This is a genomic window from Anaerotruncus sp. G3(2012), assembly GCF_000403395.2.
In the GTDB taxonomy this organism is placed as follows: Bacteria; Bacillota; Clostridia; order Oscillospirales; family Ruminococcaceae; genus Anaerotruncus.
The window spans coordinates 167,672-181,937 of record NZ_KE159678.1; the positions used below are offsets into that span (position 1 = coordinate 167,672).

The 14,266-nt window shown below is 49.5% G+C and carries 11 protein-coding genes; 5 read left to right on the forward strand and 6 right to left on the reverse strand.

The annotated features are described in order from the left end of the window. Positions 1 to 32: 32 nt before the first annotated feature. A complete protein-coding gene (yidC, locus tag C814_RS19935) occupies positions 33 to 1,928 on the reverse strand; it encodes a membrane protein insertase YidC (protein ID WP_016317269.1) in 1,896 nt (631 codons plus the stop codon). Positions 1,929 to 2,223: 295 nt separating this feature from the next. On the opposite strand from yidC (C814_RS19935), the gene C814_RS19940 reads away from it, so the two are divergent. The 4 genes from C814_RS19940 (at position 2,224) to C814_RS19955 (ending at position 6,636) form a co-directional block, all read left to right on the forward strand. After that, positions 2,224 to 3,132: a tyrosine-type recombinase/integrase gene (locus tag C814_RS19940; RefSeq protein ID WP_016317270.1), complete on the forward strand. Its 909-nt coding sequence runs from the start codon at positions 2,224 to 2,226 to the stop codon at positions 3,130 to 3,132. Positions 3,133 to 3,243: 111 nt separating this feature from the next. Continuing rightward, complete coding sequence (gene yidC / locus C814_RS19945) at positions 3,244 to 5,130, forward strand: membrane protein insertase YidC (RefSeq protein WP_016317271.1); 1,887 nt, start codon at positions 3,244 to 3,246, stop codon at positions 5,128 to 5,130. A 189-nt stretch (positions 5,131 to 5,319) separates the two neighbouring features. Beyond that, positions 5,320 to 5,709, forward strand: coding sequence for a glycerol-3-phosphate cytidylyltransferase (gene tagD, locus C814_RS19950; RefSeq protein WP_016317272.1), 390 nt, complete (start codon positions 5,320 to 5,322; stop codon positions 5,707 to 5,709). A 78-nt stretch (positions 5,710 to 5,787) separates the two neighbouring features. Beyond that, positions 5,788 to 6,636: a TylF/MycF/NovP-related O-methyltransferase gene (locus C814_RS19955; RefSeq protein WP_016317273.1), complete on the forward strand. Its 849-nt coding sequence runs from the start codon at positions 5,788 to 5,790 to the stop codon at positions 6,634 to 6,636. An 81-nt stretch (positions 6,637 to 6,717) separates the two neighbouring features. Here C814_RS19955 and trpS read toward each other — a convergent pair whose 3' ends face one another. Both trpS and C814_RS19965 read right to left on the reverse strand, forming a co-directional pair. After that, positions 6,718 to 7,722 carry a tryptophan--tRNA ligase gene (gene trpS / locus C814_RS19960; RefSeq protein WP_016317274.1) on the reverse strand — a complete coding sequence of 335 codons (1,005 nt, stop codon included), beginning with the start codon at positions 7,720 to 7,722 and terminating at the stop codon, positions 6,718 to 6,720. A 29-nt stretch (positions 7,723 to 7,751) separates the two neighbouring features. After that, positions 7,752 to 8,945: an aminotransferase-like domain-containing protein gene (locus tag C814_RS19965; protein WP_016317275.1), complete on the reverse strand. Its 1,194-nt coding sequence runs from the start codon at positions 8,943 to 8,945 to the stop codon at positions 7,752 to 7,754. Positions 8,946 to 9,200: 255 nt separating this feature from the next. Between C814_RS19965 and C814_RS19970 the strand changes: the two genes are divergently transcribed. Continuing rightward, positions 9,201 to 11,528 (forward strand): SpoIIE family protein phosphatase, encoded by a 2,328-nt coding sequence (locus C814_RS19970; protein ID WP_022788582.1) that lies wholly within the window; start codon positions 9,201 to 9,203, stop codon positions 11,526 to 11,528. On the opposite strand, the gene C814_RS19975 is transcribed toward C814_RS19970, so the two are convergent. The 3 genes from C814_RS19975 to C814_RS19985 form a co-directional block, all read right to left on the reverse strand. Then, a complete protein-coding gene (locus tag C814_RS19975) occupies positions 11,509 to 11,919 on the reverse strand; it encodes a DUF3788 domain-containing protein (protein WP_242829027.1) in 411 nt (136 codons plus the stop codon). The genes C814_RS19970 and C814_RS19975 overlap by 20 nt on opposite strands. A gap of 228 nt (positions 11,920 to 12,147) precedes the next feature. Beyond that, the gene (locus C814_RS19980) at positions 12,148 to 12,945 is read right to left on the reverse strand and encodes a hypothetical protein (protein WP_016317278.1); all 798 of its coding nucleotides are present in this window, start codon (positions 12,943 to 12,945) and stop codon (positions 12,148 to 12,150) included. Between the two features lie 136 nt (positions 12,946 to 13,081). Continuing rightward, positions 13,082 to 13,936 carry a DNA-3-methyladenine glycosylase family protein gene (locus C814_RS19985; protein ID WP_016317279.1) on the reverse strand — a complete coding sequence of 285 codons (855 nt, stop codon included), beginning with the start codon at positions 13,934 to 13,936 and terminating at the stop codon, positions 13,082 to 13,084. Positions 13,937 to 14,266 lie beyond the last annotated feature (330 nt).

A 14,266-nucleotide genomic window follows, 5' to 3' on the forward strand; every position in this document is an offset into this window, starting at 1 on the left:
AAATTCATTCCATCTTTCGATTATTTATTAGCCTAATGGAGATTTTGCGGTTTATTTTTTGCTTTTTTCTGAAGACTTGAAAGTATATAGCGACCACCGATCTCACCGCTATGCCCCATATGATAAAGATACTCATCCGTTAGCTCGGCAATTTTTTGAGAATAGTCTGCTGCATGCTCCAATAAATATTCCAGGGATTTTCCCACTTGATTTGTCTGTTCCGGTTTTAGCTGAATTCCTATTTTTCCTCTTAGTGTCAGGTTTAATGGTTCTGCAACTGTATCAGCATAATTGGGATTTGCTACCTTCATTGGAGTGTCAATAAATAGCACCGGCTTTCTAGTTGAGAAAGCATATTCAAAAGCAATACCGGACCAGTCACTGATAAGAACATCTGCGCTGTATACCGTTTCATTAGAGGAAAAATCGCTTTGTAAGATCAATTTATCTTTGGATATATTTTTATATTGATCTTGTAACTTCTTCCAACGAGCTCCATATCTTTTGACGTATTCAGGATGAGGTCTGACAATAATCTGCCAGCCGTCTCGTAGAGACGAACTCAAAAGGGGGTCTAAACAAAGATCCAGAATATTATCCTCTTGCCAAGATGGGGCTACTAGTATTTTTTTTATAGTTTGATTTCTGTAGTTTTCCTCATTCTCTAAGTAGTGTCGCCTCATGTTTTCAATGACACTATATCCGCATTCAATTAAATTTTTTTCTGCAAGTGAATATTGACATTCTATTTTACGAATTTCTTCTACTTGTCCTTTCCCAGTACAAAAGATCGTGTCGTAATGATCAAGGGCCCCGTCACGCAATGTCATGATAAAACTAAGAGGGGCATGGAAAACATAGATATATTCAATATTTTTTCGTACATAGCTACGTTTGATGTGAAAATTTTCTAAGTCGGTCATGGTCATGACCACCATATCGGCATCCATTTTCATCATCAAGGTAATCAGCCGCTTTTCCCCAATATAATAGGGCCTGATTCGAGGTTCCTTCTGTGCCTTTTGAAAGATTGCGTCATCAGGATCGCTGGTAATGTAATGTATAATAATGTTTGAATGGGTAAGTAAATACTCAATAATATTCTCAAAATACTTATAAAATCCGCTGCTCTCCGAGTAAAAGACCAGATGTTTGTTTGCGATCGAAAAGAACCGCTTATAATCGGCCTTTTCCCGCTGTCTGTCCTCTTTGGAGACACGCGACGAAAGGGAGTCAATACCTGCAAGCTCCTGTTTACTTTGTTCCAGAGCCTCATAGTCGACATAGTTTCGGGCCGGCATAACCGCATTTAACACCAACTGCTGTCCGATCGTCAAAAGATTGCTGGCGATCCAGTAAACGCCTACGCCAACCGGTACAAATGCCCCCAGGAGCAAGGATATGCCGATTGAGACGCCGTTTGTGGCCCACTGGCTTGCCCGAGCCTGCTCCCGCTGAAGCGGATTGAATTGGTTCTGTGCGAGCCCCAGCAGAAGTGCAGAGCCGCCCGCGGCCAGCGGCATCAGCAATGTCATCCCTCCCGCTTGAGCAGGAGGGACGGAAAGTACACTTTCCGTCCCTGCAAGAAGGGCCTGCACCGCACCAATCACCCCGATCAGCAGTGCAAGCTGGATAAACATGGGGACTGTGCTGGCCAGTGGATGGTATCCGCGCTGTTTATACAACGCCTGTGTTTCTTCCGCAATGGTATCTTTATCTCCGTAGTACTTCACTTTCAGCCGGTTCAGCTCGGGCATCAGACGGATCATCGTGATCCCGTTTCTATGTGTCCACAGGGAAACCGGGAACAGAATCACCTTGGTGAGCAGCGTAAAAATAAGAATCGCCGCGAGATAATGCCCCACCATGCGATAACAAATCATCATTAACGCATTTAGTGGGACTGCCAACTGTTCTGTCAAACTCATCTTTTTCTCCTAAACTCCCTCTTTTTATCTTTCATAACCAGATCAGCCGATAATTTCTGATTATCTAGTCTATAGTTTACAGGATTTTTTGACAAACTGCAATACCCTATTTGGTAGAAACAGAGTGTATTCAAGAAGTTTTTATTTGGCGTAATCAGGAAGTCTATAGTAGAAAACAGCGGAAGAGAGACCATATTTAGCAAAAGATGGATGTTTTCATATCCTCCAATTGTAGACATGGCAGTTAAGAACGGCCATAATAAAAATAAATTTTTTAGAAAGCGGAGGACGGATTATGCAGCAGCTATTATCGCAGATTATGGATTATCTTGAAACAGGAAAAGCTGAGAAACGATTGTCACCGAATACCATAAAAGCTTATCGCATTGATTTACAGCAGTTTTGGGTCTTTACAGGGGGCGTTTGGGCAGACCAGGATATGTTGGGTCAGTATATCAAATATCTGAATCAGCAGTTCGCCCCGCGTTCGGTGAAACGAAAATTGGCAAGCATCCGGGCTTTTTATCATGAGATGAAGGTGAAAGGAGAACTTGAGGAAAATCCTTTTGACAGGCTCCAGATTAGGATTCATTCCCCGAGACAACTGCCGCGCATCATTCCCAGCCAGATCGTGCATGACCTTTTACAAAGCGCCTATGACAACTATAGGCCAGGGAGCCGATGGGTGTTGCGTGATATAGTCGTTTTGGAGCTTCTGTTTAGTACAGGGCTTAGGGTATCAGAATTATGTGCATTATCCAAGGAAACGTTCCTGTTGACTGATAGCGGACTTCGGCTTTTGGTAAATGGGAAGGGCAGAAAGGAGCGGATCATACAAATCACGACACCTGAACTGGTTCATCTTACTAAAATTTATGACAATGAATTTTCAAAGGAGATACAAAATCAGGGCGCTATCCTGTTCAACCAAAAGGGGCGTCCCCTCTCTCCGCAATCGGTCAGACGGATTATCAATAAATATTTGAAGCGGATTGGTGTATCCAGCCATGTGACCCCGCATATGTTCCGCCATACTTTTGCAACTTCGTTGCTGGAAGCTGGGCTGGATATCCGATATATCCAATCTCTGTTGGGACACAGCTCCATCTCAACCACGCAAATCTATACCCATGTGACTGTCAATCGGCTTACCTCACTTCTGGCAGAAAAGCATCCAAGAGGAAAGATGACCTTTTCACTTTAATTTTGCACGCAACACCGCTGAATATTCAGCGGTGTTTTTTCTGTAAGATAATCAGAAATTATCGGCTGATCTGGTTATGGAAGATAAAAAGAGGGAGTTTAGGAGAAAAAGATGAGTTTGACAGAACAGTTGGCAGTCCCACTAAATGCGTTAATGATGATTTGTTATCGCATGGTGGGGCATTATCTCGCGGCGATTCTTATTTTTACGCTGCTCACCAAGGTGATTCTGTTCCCGGTTTCCCTGTGGACACATAGAAACGGGATCACGATGATCCGTCTGATGCCCGAGCTGAACCGGCTGAAAGTGAAGTACTACGGAGATAAAGATACCATTGCGGAAAAAACACAGGCGTTGTATAAACAGCGCGGATACCATCCACTGGCCAGCACAGTCCCCATGTTTATCCAGCTTGCACTGCTGATCGGGGTGATTGGTGCGGTGCAGGCCCTTCTTGCAGGGACGGAAAGTGTACTTTCCGTCCCTCCCGCTCAAGCGGGAGGGATGACATTGCTGATGCCGCTGGCCGCGGGCGGCTCTGCACTTCTGCTGGGGCTCGCACAGAACCAATTCAATCCGCTTCAGCGGGAGCAGGCTCGGGCAAGCCAGTGGGCCGCAAACGGCGTCTCAATCGGCATATCCTTGCTCCTGGGGGCATTTGTACCGGTTGGCGTAGGCGTTTACTGGATCGCCAGCAATCTTTTGACGATCGGACAGCAGTTGGTGTTAAATGCGGTTATGCCGGCCCGAAACTATGTCGACTATGAGGCTCTGGAACAAAGTAAGCAGGAGCTTGCAGGTATTGACTCCCTTTCGTCGCGTGTCTCCAAAGAGGACAGACAGCGGGAAAAGGCCGATTATAAGCGGTTCTTTTCGATTGCGAACAAGCATCTGGTTTTTTACTCGGAGAGCAGCGGATTTTACAAGTATTTTGCCGACGTGATTGACTACCTACTGCAGCATTCCAATCTTTCTATACACTATATCACCAGTGACCCCAATGATGCAATCTTTCAAAAGGCACAGAAGGAACCTCGAATCAGGCCCTATTATATTGGGGAAAAGCGGCTGATTACCTTGATGATGAAAATGGATGCCGATATGGTGGTCATGACAACTCCAGACCTAGATAATTTTTACCTCAAAAAAAGTTATGTAAAAAAAGATGTGGAGTATATTTATACCGCCCATGGAGTGGGAAGCACAAACCTTTTGCTGAGAAATTGCGCCCTTGCCCATTTTGATACCATTTTTTGTATTGGCCCATATCAGATTGAGGAATTGCGGGAAGAAGAATATGTTTATAACCTCCCGTCAAAGACACTTGTGCCCTGTGGCTATGGACTTTTAGATTCGGTTATGACCGCATATGATAGCAGTTTATCAAAGCGGTTAAAGGAGAAACCGCAGGTTTTGATTGCTCCGTCTTGGCAGCCTGATAATATTTTGGATACCTGTATTGATCCGCTCTTGGATTCTTTGCTGTGTGGGAAATATCATATTATTCTGCGTCCACATCCAGAGTATTGTAAGCGGTATCCTCAAAAAATTGCTATCTTGAAAAGCCGTTATAAGGATAAGCTCGGCCAATCCAGCAGTGGATTTGAACTTCAGACGGACTTTTCTTCCAATGAGACTGTATTTGAATCTGATATTGTGATTACAGACTGGTCAACCATTTGTTACGAATTTTCTTTTGCTACCAAGCGCCCTACGCTTTTTGTAAATACGCCAATGAAGGTTATGAATCCAGATTATCAACGGCTGAAAAGGATACCGCTGGATATAGAAATCCGGGAAAAAATCGGAAGGTCAATCTCTCCTGATACAGCTGGAGAGATTGAAAGAGTGGTTGAAAAGCTGCTTATGCAGGCTGACGCATACGCACAGTCTATCGAAAAGCTGTTGGGAGAATGTCTTTTTAATCCAGGACAAAGTGGAATGGCTGGCGGAAAATACATCATAGATAGATTACTCAATAAGCAGTCGATAGATTAGGGCTTGTTTGAAAATAGAGAAATAGACGGATGGTTCGTAAAAAGTGAGCGGCCGCAAGGAAAAAAGCACAGGAATACTTGCTGTATTCCGCGCATTTTTGACGCGGCAGCCGCCGCTTTTTGTAGAAAAAGACGGCTATTTCGATTTTTCAAACAGCCCCTAGATAAAACAAAAGGAAGATGTGATAAAATGAAGCGAATTATAACATATGGTACATATGACCTTTTACATTATGGGCATATCAATTTGCTGAAACGGGCAAAGGAGTTTGGTGAATACCTTATTGTGGCGCTTTCTACGGATGCATTTAATTGGAATGAAAAGGAAAAAAGATGTTATTTTTCTTACGAAGAGCGTAAACAGCTTTTAGAATCTATCCGATATGTGGATTTGGTTATCCCGGAAGAAAATTGGGAACAAAAAATCAACGATATACAATTATATAAAATAGATACATTTGTTATGGGAGATGATTGGCGGGGAAAGTTTGATTTTTTAAAAGATTATTGTGAAGTGGTCTATTTGCCAAGGACCCCTGAAATATCTACAACACAGATAAAAAAAGATTTGAGGCGATGATTGAGCCTATGAATGGCAAGATACCGATGAGGCTGATTTGCCAAGGATCCAAGTTTAAAACAATAAGGAGGAATTCGTATGCAGGTGATTATGTTTGGAGCTGGTACAACTGGTCGTATATTGTACAGTGAAATTGCTTCAAAAGATGAGGTGATTGCATTCGCGGACAATAATCATGAGAGATGGGGGGAGTTGCTGTTCGACATTCCAATCTGCAATCCTGAGGAATGTCTGGTCAATATGACATATGATGCAGTTATTATTTCAGCATTTGGAGGATTTGACGAGATTCATCAGCAATGCTTGAAATTGGGAATACCAGAGGAAAAAATTATTACATCTCACATTGGGGTATCGTTAGCAGCGCGCAAAGTGTTTTTGGGGAATTTATCCTTCTTATTGAATGAATATGAACAGGAAGCGGATGTGGCAGAAGCCGGTGTATATTGCGGGGACTATGCGAAATGGATAAATGCCTTCTTTCCGAAAAGGATTCTTCACTTATTTGACACATTTGAAGGGTTTGACGAAAGAGATGTTGCTGTAGAAACGAAAAATACCTTCTCAGATGAAAAGGCGGGACATCTTAATGAATCGTCTGTTGAGATTGTTATGAAAAAAATGCAACACCCGGAACAGTGCCGTATTCATAAAGGATATTTTCCGGATACAGCGATAGGAATAGAAAGTAAATTCTGCTTTGTAAATCTGGATATGGATTTATATTTACCTACATACAATGGGCTGTGTTTCTTCAGGGATAAAATGACGGAACAGGGTGTCATTTTAGTCCATGATTATTATTCAGCGGGATACAAGGGGGTCAAGGCTGCGGTAGAAGAATTTCTGAAAGAATACGGAGAGGGCGTCAACAAGTATCCAATAGGGGATGGTGTCAGCATTATGTTGGCAGGAAAATGGAATTAAATTTTGTGCCAAAAGAGAAATGCACACAGACGGATATACAAATCCAGTCTGTGCGCATTTTTTTACGCGCCCCCGCCGCACTTATTTAGGCAGGAACCCAATTTTTTTATAGACCTTATCCAGCGTCCGCTGGGAGAACTTTTCGGCTTTCTCCGCGCCCGCCTTATAGCAATCCTCTAGGTAAGCCTTTTCCTTCATATAGCTGCCATACTGCTCCTGGATTGGGCGCAGCTCCTCGCAGACTGCTTCGCCTACCGCCTGCTTGAAATCGCCATACCCTTTGCCCGCGAATGCCTGCTCGATCTGCTCAAAGCTCTGCCCAGTGACTGCGCTGTAAATCGAGATCAGGTTGTTGATTCCATCCTTCCCCTCACGCCAACAGACGCATCCTTCCGAATCAGTGACTGCACTTTTGAACTTTTTCATAATTGTTTCAGGGCGGTCGAGGATGCTGATAAACGCCTTGGGATTGCCATCGCTCTTGGACATCTTTTTCGTCGGTTCCTGGAGCGACATCACCTTTGCTGCGAGTTTGGGGATATACGGTTCGGGGATGGTAAACACATTCCCATAGATCCCGTTGAACCGCTGCGCGACATTGCGGGCCAGCTCGACATGCTGCTTCTGGTCGGTCCCAACAGGAACGAGGTCAGCCTGATAGAGCAGGATGTCCGCCACCATCAGCACTGGATAGGTGAACAGTCCGGCATTCACATTCTCGGGATGGCGGGCGCTCTTGTCTTTGAACTGGGTCATCCGGCTCAACTCTCCAAACTGGGTATAGCAGGCCAGGACCCAGTTCAGTTCAGCGTGGGTTTTGACATGGCTCTGGATAAATGCGATCGACTTTTCCGGGTCAATCCCGCAGGCGAGCAGCAGCGCATAGGCAGAGAGGGTATTTTCCCGTAGGGCTTTGGGATCCTGCCGGACGGTGATCGCGTGCTGGTTAACGATCGAATAGCAGCAGTTGTATTCTTCCTGCATCAGCTTCCAGTTGCGAACCGCACCCAGGTAGTTGCCCAGAGTGAAGATTCCGGTCGGCTGGATGCCGGAAAAGGTGATTTTTTTGTGATTGTTCTGTTCCATGGCAATCTTTCCTTTCAAATTAGAATCGGTCAGGCGGGATACCATTCACGGGTAAGCTGTCCGAGAATCTCGATCCCCTTGACGATTGCCTGATCGGTGGGGGTGGAGAAGTTGAGGCGGAACGCACGACAAGGGGCGGTCTGGTCGGCGAGGAAGGCCGAGCCTGGCACGATCGCGACCTTTTTTTCGACTGCCCGGTTGCAGAATGCCATCATGTCGGCGCCCTCGGGCAGGGTGCACCAAACGAACAGGCCGCCCTCTGGTACGGTGTAGGAAACCGCCGGGGAAAACTCCTTTTTGATGCAGTCGAGCATCAGGCTGCACTTGCGCTTGTAGATTTCCTGGATTTTGTGGATATGCGCTTCAACATCGCAGGTGGTGAGCCAGCGCTCACAGATCATCTGAGCAAGCATATTGGTATGCACATCGGAACACTGCTTTCCGACCGTCATTTTGGCGATCAGCGGTTTGGGAGCGGCGACAAACCCGACCCGGATACCGGGTGCAAGCAGTTTGGAGAAGCTGCCGACATAGATCACAGCGCCGCTTTCATCGAACGACTTGATGCTGGGAACCGGCTCACCGGAGCAGCGCAGATCGCCGTATGGGTTGTCCTCCAATATAAGGACGTTATATTTTTCGGCGAGGCGGAGAACCGCTTTCCGCTTTTCGAGGGAGGTGGTGATACCCGACGGATTTTGGAAGTTGGGTATCATATAGAAGAGTTTGACATTGGGCTGCTCCCTCATCGCCTGCTCGAACTTTTCCAGATTGACCCCGTCAGGCTCCATCTCGACCCCGACCAGGTTGCAGTTGTAGGAGCGGAAGCAGTTCAGACATCCAATAAACGACGGGTCCTCGCAGAGAACAGTATCCCCCTCATTGACCAATGCCTTGGCGGTGAGGTCGGCGCCCTGCTGTGCCCCTGAAATGATAATCAGCTCGTTGTCCCGCATCGGGATGCCGTAATGGGTTTCGAGCAGTTTTTTACAGGCATCACGCAGGGGCATGTATCCCTCGGTAACCGAATATTGCAGGGCCATGATCGGCTGTTCAGCGAGTATTTCCGCCGCGATCCGCTGTACATCCGCGACCGGGAAGGCATCCGGAGCCGGATTGCCTGCGGCGAACGAGATGACCGATGGGTCGGAGGTGGATTTTAAAATCTCCCGGATCAGGGAGGGTTGAAGGGTGGCCATCCTGTCGGAAAATTGATAAACCATGGTTATGTACGACCTTTCTGCCAAATGGCTGAACGATATAAAAATGATCCTGCATGTTTTCAAAAGCTCCCAAGCAGCGCGGGCAGCGTACGTATGGAATTTATTTTAGCATAAATCCCATTTGTTTTCAATCCTTTTACGCGGATGCAGGTCCGCAAAATCCGACACCCGCTTTAGACAACTTCTGCGCCCCACCCTCTTTACAATAGGTAGAAACAGATAAACTTTTCAGTATATGAGGAATGGGTGAATTTTATGCAGAACAGAACAGGAGCAGCCGGAGCGGCATTGGGGGCGCGGGCGCGGCAGACGCTGCGTGCACACCGGCTGGAGATGGAGTATCTTGTATGTGCGGTAACCGGCTTCCTTTCGGCGAATGCGTTTGTACTGGGTGGCCTGGCGCCTTTTGGGGTTGCGTTTGCGGCTGCGGCCAAAAAGAAGGATTATGCAGCAGCCGTTTTGGGAGCGACGCTTGGATATCTCGCCTCGTTCCGTCTGGTAACCAATATTAAATATGTGGCGGCGATGCTCCTGCTCTTTCTGCTGCGCTGGGGAGGGGAGAGCGGGTCGTTTGCCAGGAGCCTGCGCATTCCGCGTCTGGCATTCTGCGCTGCTGCTCTGGGAATCCCGTCCCTTGCGCTGATGGTGATTTCAGGCGGAGGAATCTACGACCTGCTGCTTGCGGTCTCGGAGGTCCTTCTTGCCTGCTGTGCAGGATATTTTTTCTCCCGTACGATCCACGCGATGGAGGAAGGGCTTGAAAATGCCCGTCAGTCGGACATCACCAGTGTGATGATTACCTTTTGCATCGCGATTCTTGCACTGGTCAACCTGCACCTTTTCGGACTTTCGGTTGGTCGGGTGCTCGCCTGCCTGACCATCCTGCTCGCCGCACAGGCTGCACGCGAAGCAGGCGGTGCTATTGCAGGGGTCGCGGCAGGGGTGTCCGCAGGATTGCTCGGCGGCGGACAGGCGTTCCTGATGGGCACCTATGGATTTGGCGGGCTGCTCGCAGGGGTGTTTGCCCCGCTTGGCAGGTTTGCATCGGCGGGGGTGTTCATCCTCATCAACCTGTTTGCGATGCTCGCTTCCCGTTCGGGTGCGGACTACCATCTGCTTGCGGAAATCTTTGTCGCCAGCGCTTTTTCGATGCTGATTTCGACCGAACGGATGCAGCGTCTGGCAATGCGTGGGACACAGGGTGACGCGGTACAGGAGGATACCTATCGGGAGATGCTCACCGGGCGGATCGAAAATATTTCGGGCGCGCTGCGGGATGTCGCAGAGACCACCCGCAGGGTGAACGAGAAGCTGGCAGGGATGGTCAGCGGGGATGTCTCTTCGGTCTACCATTGCGCGGCGGACGAGGTCTGCCGCCGGTGCCGCAACAGGACGGTCTGCTGGCAGCTTCGATACAGCGATACCAGCAATGTGATGAACGATATGCTCGGGGTGCTCCGCAGAACCGGCCGGCTTTCCGAGCTGGATTTCCCGGACTATTTTGCGCGGGCCTGCCCCAGCCTTGCCGTACTTTCCGAGCAGATCAGCCGGAAATTTGCAGAATTCACTGCGCGGGAGACGATGCGCCGGAAGGTCGCACAGGTGCGCGGGGTGGTCACCGACCAGTTTGAAGGGATGGCCCTGATGATTGATTCGATGGGGCGGGAACTGGGCGCGCTTGCCGCGCAGGACAGCCAGACCGCCGCACAGGTCAGGACATATCTGGAATCTCTCTCGGTGTTTCCGGACCGGGTTTCCTGCACCCTAGACAGCGGCGCCAATATGACCCTCGAGCTGGTCATTCCAGTCTATAAATTCAACCGCCTGGGCGCGGAAGAGCTGACCTGCGGGCTTTCCGAGCTGTGCGGACGGGAATTTGAGCTGCCAGCCAGGCGGGACTCGCTCGACAAAACCATCTGCACCCTGACCTTCACCGAAAAGGCATTTTACACGGTGCGGTGGGGCGCTTCCCAGGCAGGCAGCGGGGAGTCCCGTCTCTGCGGCGACAGTTACAGCTACGCAGACCCGCAGGTGGGGCGGGTCAACATCATCCTCTCGGATGGGATGGGGAGCGGCGGCGCGGCGGCAGTTGATTCGACAATGACCGCTGAACTGCTCAAACGGCTGATCGAAGCGGGAGTGAGTCTGGACGCAGCGCTGAAGCTGGTCAATTCGGCCCTGTTGGTCAAGTCGGGGGAGGAGTCGCTCGCCACCATCGATATCACCGGGGTGGATCTTTACACCGGCTGTGCCGAGTTCTATAAGGCGGGCGCTGCACCGACCTTCCTGCGCAAGTCGGGCAAGGGGGGATATGTCGAATCGAGCTCGCTGCCGGTGGGCATCTTGGGCGGGGTCAGCTTTGAGAAAAACGCGGTTACCCTGCGCGAAGGGGATGTGATCCTGATGGTCTCGGACGGGGCGGTCACCAGCGGATATGGATGGATTGTCAGCGAATTGGAGCACTTCTCCGGGGACGATCCCAAAGAATTGAGCGAACGGATTGTCACCGAGGCGAAACGCCGCCGCAACGACGGCCACGAGGACGATGTGACGGCGATCGCTGTCATTCTGGAGCGCTGCTGAGCCTTACTTTTCCAGAGGCTCTGATCTCCAACATGCGTTTGACATCCTCATACAGGACGTCGTGATTCTCCAATTCGATCATCAGCCATTTTTGTCCATTGCCTTCTTGGGTATCCCGATAGATCTGCTGGATTTCGGGGCGGAAGGAGGGAAGCGCTGCTTCGAAACGCTCCTTTTCCTTTCTGCCGATGACAACCATTACAGCAAAGGTATTTTCTCTCGGGTATACCGTACATAAAGACCGGCCCCCTTTTTGGAACCTGATGTTCCATCCAGGCTCCCAACTGCATTTGCTGAAGGCAAGCGCTGGTTTTACGCGGTAGTTTTTTTCCAGATATGCGCAAAAGGTATCCCACAAAGGGTTATGGATATAATCACTGATTTCAGCCATGGAAGGGGGATAGGCGTGGTTTTCTCTGCAAATCATAAAACGGAACCTCATCTTTCAAATTTTGGGGAGTTTGACGCAGGAGGCTTTTTCACCTGCAAAAAGCCTTCGGTGGGTTGGAAGAATCGGGTGAAATTTTGAGAACGCTCTGGTGGATTGGACAGAGCAAAAACCAGCGCCCCGGCCCGGAGGCGGGAACGCTGGAACATTTTCTCAGTCACAGGGAGGAGATCAAAGGAAGTTGCCGACCTCAAACATCATCACGAACCGGAACGATTCCTCTTCAAGGACGGTTTTTTTCGTGGTGGAACGGTCTTCATTGACCTCCTGCACCGATACCTTGGTTGGCGCGTACCGGTTATAGAGGGAAAACTCATTCGCAATCTTCGAAACCGCCCCGAGGCTCGAGACGAGCACAAGCGGGGTATCCTCGGTGACAAAACGCTCATAGGCGGGATCCTGATTGTTGTCAAAATCGTCTACAAAATGGTACAGTCCGTTTTCACCGACCGGTGCATTTTCAAGCAGGAAGGGCATCGCGCTCGTAACACGGGAGAGCGCGGGAAAATAACTGTTGAACGGCACCTTTCTCATACTGAGTGCGGTCATATTTTCCCGGCGGGTTTCGGTCTTTTGCAGGGTAGCCCGCTTTTCGTTGGCGGTGACCGTCCAGTACTCCGCCTGGTTGTTCGAGACAAGATTGACCATATGGATGGTCAGATTGGTTACAATCCCGCTGCTGGTGCCGTTGTCCTGCACAGTCATGGTGCTGTCGAGGGTCAACAGTTTGGAGGCGTTGTCCTGTCCGATAATCCGGATGATCTCCTGCATGGTATCCTTCTGAAGGACCGATGCGGCTGTGGTATCCTGTAACCTGGTGGTATTCATCTGAAGCTGGACGAATGAGATCAGGCGGGAGATGCCGAGAAGGAGCAGCACAAAGAGTGCAAACCCGATGACCCCCACCATGATGATTCTGCGTTTATAGACCGGCTTGAGCCGTTTGAATTGTGCGTAAGTCAGACCCATTTTTCCATACACCGCCTGCATTGAAAGATAAAACTGTCTATCCCTATTATAATGCATCTGAAAAGAATGTCAAATCCCGTCGAACGGGAATTTTAACCGCCCGGAATCTGTCGAAAAGATGCAGTGATCCCATTTTTCAGACAGTCCCCAGGCCGGTGGTGCGCGCATAGTGGAAGAGGTATTGCTGGGCGATCCCCTCGTATCCTCTGGCACAGTCAGGGAGGCCATCCGGATAGAGGAGCTCCATCACCCGCCGCATCCAGACGTCGATTGGGAAACACTCCACCCTGCCGCACCCGTAAAGCAAGGCGCAGTCCGCGACCTTGACCCCCACGCCAGTGATCCGGGTGAGCATCGCGCGGGCTTCGGGAAGCGGCAGGGAGCAGCAGGCTTCCAGATCTACCTGCCCGGAAACGACCTTTTGTGCCGCATCCACCAGATAGCGGGCGCGAAATCCCGCACGCAGCGGGGCGAGGTCGGCAGGGGAACAGGAGGCGACCGCTTCAGGCGAGGGGAACGCGAACCCGCCGCCCTCGGCAGGCTCCCCCAATAGTTCGCAGAACCGGGAGACAATCCCCTTAATTCGTTTGACATGGTTGTTCTGGCTGATGATGAACGAGCAGAGCGCCTCCCACGGTTCCTGACGCAGCACCCGGATGCCAGGCGCATACTCGACAGCCCGGGCAAGAGCGGGATCGGAGGAAAACCGGCGTTTGAGAGCAGCGTAATCCCGTCCAAGATCGAAATAGGGGTGCCAGACCTGCTCGAAGGAGGCGCGGCTGATCCCCCAAAGCCGCACCGCATCCCCTTCCCGGGAGATGCGGCAGCGTTTTTTGTGCGCAATGCCGATAAAACTGCCGTCCATTTGTTCTTCCCAACGAAAAGCCTGTCCGCAGTCGAGGGTCTGTGCAAGATCAAAATCAGGCATATCCGGCAGGAGAACGCCCGATTCGTCGAAAGTCGCGGGGATTTGCAGCGCAGATTTCAGCAAGATTTTCCCTCCTTGTGCAAAAGTGGAATGCCATCAGTATACCAGATTGCAGCGCAAAAGAAAATAAAAATTTCTCAGAAAATTTTATGGAATTCTACGAAAATATACGGACATATCCGGCTGGTTGATTACAGATGGTAATCAGCCGCCGGCTTTTTTGGAATGCTGGGAAAAATGGGATGTGCAAAACTTTGTGGAATCTGTGAAAACTTTTCCTGGTGGAAAACCGCTTGAAATCGAATGGTTTTCTACAGTTTCCACTGACTTTTCCACTGGTTTGGGGAAATTCAGAAGGTTTTCCACTACGTTTTCAACGGTATGTTAATACTT

What these genes read in the sequence shown, in the direction of transcription:
- yidC (WP_016317271.1), top strand. Translation starts at nt 3,244, where the DNA reads ATGAGTTTGACAGAACAGTTGGCAGTCCCACTAAATGCGTTAATGATG.
- C814_RS19965 (WP_016317275.1), bottom strand. Translation starts at nt 8,945, where the DNA reads ATGGTTTATCAATTTTCCGACAGGATGGCCACCCTTCAACCCTCCCTG.
- trpS (WP_016317274.1), bottom strand. Translation starts at nt 7,722, where the DNA reads ATGGAACAGAACAATCACAAAAAAATCACCTTTTCCGGCATCCAGCCG.
- C814_RS19955 (WP_016317273.1), top strand. Translation starts at nt 5,788, where the DNA reads ATGCAGGTGATTATGTTTGGAGCTGGTACAACTGGTCGTATATTGTAC.
- yidC (WP_016317269.1), bottom strand. Translation starts at nt 1,928, where the DNA reads ATGAGTTTGACAGAACAGTTGGCAGTCCCACTAAATGCGTTAATGATG.
- C814_RS19940 (WP_016317270.1), top strand. Translation starts at nt 2,224, where the DNA reads ATGCAGCAGCTATTATCGCAGATTATGGATTATCTTGAAACAGGAAAA.
- C814_RS19975 (WP_242829027.1), bottom strand. Translation starts at nt 11,919, where the DNA reads ATGGCTGAAATCAGTGATTATATCCATAACCCTTTGTGGGATACCTTT.
- C814_RS19980 (WP_016317278.1), bottom strand. Translation starts at nt 12,945, where the DNA reads ATGGGTCTGACTTACGCACAATTCAAACGGCTCAAGCCGGTCTATAAA.
- tagD (WP_016317272.1), top strand. Translation starts at nt 5,320, where the DNA reads ATGAAGCGAATTATAACATATGGTACATATGACCTTTTACATTATGGG.
- C814_RS19970 (WP_022788582.1), top strand. Translation starts at nt 9,201, where the DNA reads ATGCAGAACAGAACAGGAGCAGCCGGAGCGGCATTGGGGGCGCGGGCG.